The organism is Nocardioides dubius, assembly GCF_039528155.1.
Classification (GTDB): Bacteria; Actinomycetota; Actinomycetes; order Propionibacteriales; family Nocardioidaceae; genus Nocardioides; species Nocardioides dubius.
On the sequence record NZ_BAAALG010000012.1, the window covers coordinates 194689 to 199899 of the forward strand.

Here is a 5211-nt window from a genome sequence, read left to right on the forward strand (position 1 = left end):
GTCTGACTGCTCAGACGAGCGTCGGATCAGCCGTTGAAGGGCTTCGCGTCGAGGATGACCACCTGGAGGGTCTTCCCGTTCGGTGCCTCGTAGCTCACGGTGTCACCCTTCGACTTGCCGTGGATCGCCGCGCCGAGCGGGGACTCGGGGGAGTAGACCTTGAGGTCCTCGGGCGCGATCTCGCGGGCGCCGAGCAGGAAGGACTCGGCCTCGTCGTCGTCATCGCCCACGAACTTGTAGGTGACGACCATGCCGGGCTCCACGACGCCGTCGTCGGGAGGGGTCTCGCCGACCTCGGCGCGACGCAGCATGTCCTCGAGCTGCCGGATCCGGCCCTCGATCTTGCCCTGCTCCTCGCGTGCCGCGTGATAGCCGCCGTTCTCCTTGAGGTCGCCCTCATCGCGTGCGTCGGCGATCTTTTCGATGACCTCCTGACGGCCCGGCCCCTTGAGGTGGTCGAGCTCCGCCTTGAGCTTGTCGAAAGCCTCCTGGGTGAGCCAGATGGTCTTCTGCTCGGTCATGATGACTACTCCTGCTTGCCGTGCGGGTACCGCCGTTGGTCCCACGTGGTCGGGTCTCAACTCCGGGCTGGTTCCGGCAATACGGAACCGAGGAAGTGGGGCACTCGTGCCGACCTTCCACGGCAGACGGCACGGCCCTGCGCGAAGTGTGAAGTTGCAAGGCTAGCAAACGGGGACGCCGGAGGCACTTGCTTCACCGAGGCGCGCCCTGCCGCCCGCAGCGCGCGGGCTCAGCGACGCGACGGCGTCACTGGGGGCGCGACTGACCCTCGCTGGTGCAGCCGATCCAGTCGACGCTCACCGCAAGCCGCTCCGTCGTCAGCTCCTGGACGTTCAGCCCGTCGGTGGGGGTGAAGCGGAGCTCGCCGACCACGGACTTGTCCTCGGCGAGGGCCCGGGCGCGGCAGTGCACGTCCTCGGCGCCGTCCTCGATGGAGACCAGCGCCCGCACGGTGGTGGAGTGCTCGTCGTCGATGCTGAAGCCCTGGAGCTGGGACTTGGCGTTGGCGGTGCCGTCGAACCAGGCGGCCCATCCGAGCCATCCGAGGAAGACGATCGAGATGGCGACGGTGACGGCGATCAACACCACCCGGCGTCCGCCGCGGTTGGTGCCGTACCGATCTGCCAAGTCAACGCTCACAACGGGTGATTCTCCCATGCGCCCTACCACCTCGCCGAGTCGGGACGGCGCGGGCCCGGCCACTAGAATCAACCGCATGTCTTCTCTGCCGCGCGCCGGCCTCCGGCTCATGCACGTGCACGCCCACCCCGACGACGAGTCGAGCAAGGGAGCGGCCACCACCGCCAAGTACGTCGCCGAGGGCGTGGACGTGCACGTGGTGACCTGTACCGGCGGCGAGCGGGGATCGGTGCTGAACCCCAAGATGGACCGTCCCGAGGTCTGGGAGAACATCGCGGAGGTCCGCCGTGCGGAGATGGACGCTGCGCGCGACATCCTCGGCGTCACCCAGGACTGGCTCGGCTTCGTCGACTCCGGCTGGCCCGACGGCGACCCGAAGCCGCCGCTGCCCGCGGGCTGCTTCGGTCTGGTGCCGGTCGAGGAGGGCGCGCTGCCGCTGGTCCGCCTGATCCGCGAGTTCCGTCCGCACGTGATGACCACCTACGACGAGAACGGCGGCTACCCGCACCCCGACCACATCCAGTGCCACCTGGTCTCGATGTACGCATTCGAGAAGGCCGCCGACCCGGAGTTCGCCCCGGAGCTGGGCGAGGCGTGGCAGGTGCAGAAGATCTACTACCACCACGGCTTCAACCGTCCGCGCACCGTGGCGATCGTCGACGCGATGCGTGCCGCCGGTCTCGAGTCGCCGTGGGAGGAGCGGCTGGCGAAGTGGAAGGAGGATCCGGAGCACGATGCCCGGATCACCACGCGGGTGCCGTGCGGGGAGTACTTCGGTGTGCGTGACCAGGCACTGCTCGCGCACGCCACCCAGATCGACCCCGACGGCCACTGGTTCGCCGTCCCGCTGGAGATCCAGCAGAAGGTGTGGCCGACCGAGGACTACGAGCTCGTGGTGAGCCACGTCCCGGCCTCCACCCCGGAGGACGACCTCTTCGCCGGCATTCCGGTGCCGGCTGAGAGGATGGAGGCATGACGTCGTTGTTTGCCCTGGTCATCTCCGCCGACTCGCCCCCGGAGGCGAAGGACGTGGTCGCCGGTTGGACGGCGCTGTGGATCTTCGTCGGTCTCGCGGTGGCGGTCGCGCTGCTCTGCTGGAGCCTGGTGCGTCAGCTGAAGAAGGCCGAGCGGGCCAAGGCCGCCGGCGTCTACGGCGACCCGGTCAAGGGTGAGCGTGGGGACGGCGACGCCCCCAACGACCAGCCCTGAGGCGTGCGGCCCAAACGGGCCGTCCCCGGCGCGGGGCTAGGGTGGTGGGGTGACCCGCCGCCCTCCTGCTGATGACTTCGACAACTCCCAGCTGAAGGTCGGCCCGCCGGCCGATCACGCGGCCGGCCCGCTGGCCGTCGCCCACTCGCTGGGGCAGCTGCACGATCAGATGGGCGTGGTGCGGGCGACCCGCACGATGCTCAAGATCAATCAGAAGAAGGGCTTCGACTGCCCCGGTTGTGCGTGGCCGGAGGGCAAGGAGCGGCATGCCGCGGAGTTCTGTGAGAACGGCGCGAAGGCGGTCGCCGAGGAGGCGACCGAGCGGCGGATCACCCCGGACTTCTTCGCGCGTCACCCGATCTCCGACCTCAGTTGGCGCAGCGGCTACTGGTTGGGACAGCAGGGCCGGCTGACGTCGCCGATGCTGCTGGACCGCGATGCGGAGAGCTACCGGCCGATCAGCTGGGACGACGCCTTCGCCCTGATCGCCGAGGAGCTGGCGGCGCTCGACTCGCCGGATCAGGCGGCGTTCTACACGAGTGGCCGGACCAGCAACGAGGCCGCGTTCGCGTACCAGCTGTTCGCGCGCAAGCTGGGCACCAACAACCTGCCGGACTGCTCGAACATGTGCCACGAGAGCAGCGGCGTGGCGCTCACCGAGACGATCGGGATCGGCAAGGGCAGCGTCAGCCTCGAGGACATCCACGACGCCGACCTGATTGTGATCGCCGGCCAGAACCCGGGGACGAACCATCCGCGGATGCTGTCGGCACTGGAGAAGGCGAAGCATGCGGGCGCCAAGATCGTGTCGGTGAACCCGCTTCCGGAGGCCGGGCTGATCCGGTTCCTGAACCCGCAGAAGCCCTCCGGGGTGGTCGGGCGCGGCACCACGTTGAGCGACCTCTTCCTGCAGATCCGGCTCAACGGTGACCTGGCGCTCTTCCAGGCGGCGGGCAAGCGGTTGCTGGAGCGCGATGCCGCTGATCGTGCCGCGGGAGGGCCGGGGCTGCTGGACGAGGAGTTCATCGCCGAGCACTGCCACGGCTTCGAGGAGTACCGGGCGCACGTCGCGGCACTGGACGATGCGACGGTGGCTGAGGCGACCGGACTGGAGCCGGCCCAGATCGAGGAGCTCGTCGACCTGCTGGCGGCATCCGAGCGGACCGTGGTCTGCTGGGCGATGGGGCTGACCCAGCACCACAACTCGGTGCCGACGATCCGCGAGGCGGTCAACCTGCTGCTGTTGCGCGGCAACATCGGTCGGCCGGGGGCCGGGGTGTGCCCGGTGCGCGGCCACAGCAATGTGCAGGGCGACCGGACGATGGGCATCTACGAGAAGCCGTCGGCGGAGTTCCTCGACGCGATGGCGCGTGAGTTCGACTTCGCACCGCCGCGCGAGCACGGCTACGACACGGTCGAGGCGATCCGCGCGATGCGGGACGGCGACGTGAAGGTCTTCTTCGCGCTCGGCGGCAACTTCGTGGCGGCGACGCCGGACACCGAGGTCACCGAGGCGGCGATGCGGAGCTGCTCGCTGACGGTGCACGTGTCGACGAAGCTGAACCGCTCGCATGTGGTGCACGGCCAGCGGGCGTTGATCCTGCCGACCTTGGGCCGGACCGAGATCGACGAGCAGGCCGGTAGGGAGCAGTTCGTCTCGGTGGAGGACTCGATGAGTGCGGTGCACGCCTCGCGCGGTCACCTGGCGCCGGCCGGCCCGGAGCTGCTGAGCGAGGTGGCGATCATCAGCCGTCTCGGTGCTGCGGTGCTCGGCGACGAGGACGGCATGTGGGCAGGGTTCGCCAGCGACTACGACACGGTGCGCGATCGGATCTCGCGGGTGATCCCCGGGTTCGAGGAGTTCAACACCCGGATCCGTGACCTGGACGGATTCGTGCTGCCGCACGGTCCGCGTGACGAGCGCCAGTTCCCGACGACGACCGGCAAGGCGAACTTCACCGCCAACGAGTTGGCCGTGCTCCAGGTGCCTGCGGGGCATCTGCTGTTGCAGACAGTGCGCTCGCACGACCAGTACAACACCACGATCTATGGACTCGACGACCGTTACCGCGGGATTCGCAAGGGTCGTCGGGTGGTCTTCGTGAACCCCGACGACCTGATCGAGCTGGGTGTCGCGGACGGCGCGATGGTCGATCTGGTGGGCGTGCCGGATCAGCCGGGCGGCGCCGCGCGGCGCGCGGAGTCGTTCCGGGTGGTGGCGTACTCGACTGCGCGCGGCTGCGCCGCCGCCTACTTCCCAGAGACGAATGTGCTGGTTCCGCTCGACTCGACGGCGGCCGGGAGCAACACGCCGACCTCGAAGTCGGTCGTCGTGCGGTTGGAGCCCCGCGGGTAGGGCGGTTGCCGAGCCGAGGGGCACCGCTGAGCGGCACCGGGTGGTGCCGAGCGGCACTGTCGGCCTACCTGCGTCTGGTGAAGCGGATGCCTCCGTGGGCGAGGTATTCGACGGTGTACGCAGGGTCGTGGATGTAGTGGTGGTGCTTGCTGCAGAGGAGGCTGCCGTCGGCGAGGTCGGTTCGTCCGCCGAGCGACCAGGGGTCGTTGTGGTGTGCTTCGCACCAGGTGGCGGGTATTCGGCAGTTCTCGGCGAGGCAGTACGGGTGCATGAGGGCGAGTGCCCTGTGTTGGGGTGCGCTGTAGAAGCGCTTCGTTCTGCCGAGGTCGAGGGGTTGGCTCTGGCCGTCGAGTACGGCGGGGATGATGCCGGCGTTGCAGGCGAGGCGTCTTGCTTCGCCGGCGGAGATCCGGTCGTGCCAGGCGTCGCTTTGGGTGGTCAGGGTGGCGGTGCCGGTCTCGTTGCGCAGGGCGTCGAGGCTGATG

6 protein-coding genes are annotated in these 5211 nt (G+C 69.0%); 3 read left to right on the plus strand and 3 right to left on the minus strand.

From position 1 onward, the window contains the following. Nucleotides 1-26: 26 nt before the first annotated feature. Together greA and ABD151_RS17110 are read right to left on the minus strand one after the other, a co-directional pair. Complete coding sequence (gene greA / locus ABD151_RS17105) at nucleotides 27-521, minus strand: transcription elongation factor GreA (protein ID WP_415630020.1); 495 nt, start codon at nucleotides 519-521, stop codon at nucleotides 27-29. A gap of 247 nt (nucleotides 522-768) precedes the next feature. Further along, on the minus strand, nucleotides 769-1161 hold the full coding sequence (locus ABD151_RS17110; RefSeq protein WP_343996009.1) for a DUF4307 domain-containing protein: 393 nt from the start codon (nucleotides 1159-1161) through the stop codon (nucleotides 769-771). A 76-nt stretch (nucleotides 1162-1237) separates the two neighbouring features. Here ABD151_RS17110 and mca point away from each other — a divergent pair, with 76 nt between their 5' ends. The 3 genes from mca to ABD151_RS17125 are packed head-to-tail and all read left to right on the plus strand — an operon-like array spanning nucleotide 1238 to nucleotide 4726. Next, the gene (gene mca, locus ABD151_RS17115; protein ID WP_343996010.1) at nucleotides 1238-2137 is read left to right on the plus strand and encodes a mycothiol conjugate amidase Mca; all 900 of its coding nucleotides are present in this window, start codon (nucleotides 1238-1240) and stop codon (nucleotides 2135-2137) included. Then, on the plus strand, nucleotides 2134-2370 hold the full coding sequence (locus ABD151_RS17120) for a hypothetical protein (protein ID WP_343996011.1): 237 nt from the start codon (nucleotides 2134-2136) through the stop codon (nucleotides 2368-2370). The genes mca and ABD151_RS17120 overlap by 4 nt, the downstream gene beginning before the upstream one ends. Before the next feature lie 49 nt (nucleotides 2371-2419). Beyond that, complete coding sequence (locus tag ABD151_RS17125) at nucleotides 2420-4726, plus strand: FdhF/YdeP family oxidoreductase (protein ID WP_343996012.1); 2307 nt, start codon at nucleotides 2420-2422, stop codon at nucleotides 4724-4726. A gap of 64 nt (nucleotides 4727-4790) precedes the next feature. On the opposite strand, the gene ABD151_RS17130 is transcribed toward ABD151_RS17125, so the two are convergent. Next, a partial coding sequence (locus ABD151_RS17130; RefSeq protein ID WP_343996013.1) for an HNH endonuclease signature motif containing protein occupies nucleotides 4791-5211 on the minus strand: 421 nt, incomplete at its 5' end.